Here is a 255-nt window from a genome sequence, read left to right as displayed (position 1 = left end):
CGGGGGCGGCTGCGCGAGGCGCTCGGTGCGTACGACGCGGTGCTGAGCGTGGGGGCGCCGGTCTTCCGCCAGTATCCGTACGAGGAGGGGCCGTTGGTGCGTACGGGCACCCGGCTCGCGCTCGTCACGGACGACCCGGACGAGGCGTACCGGGCACCGGCCGGGCTCGCCGTGGTGGCCCGACTGCCGACGTTCTGCGCGGCGTTGGCGGAGGCCGCCGGGGCCGACGAGCGTCCGTCGGCGCCCGCGCGGGCG

General features: G+C 78.4%; 1 pseudogene. It reads left to right on the top strand.

The window, feature by feature from the left end:
* Positions 1 to 255, top strand: a pseudogene (locus AN218_RS38045) (thiamine pyrophosphate-binding protein); the annotation flags it as partial.

The sequence above is a fragment of the Streptomyces nanshensis genome, assembly GCF_001751255.1.
Taxonomy (GTDB): Bacteria; Actinomycetota; Actinomycetes; order Streptomycetales; family Streptomycetaceae; genus Streptomyces; species Streptomyces nanshensis_A.
This window is presented reverse-complemented; position numbering and strand designations above follow the sequence as displayed.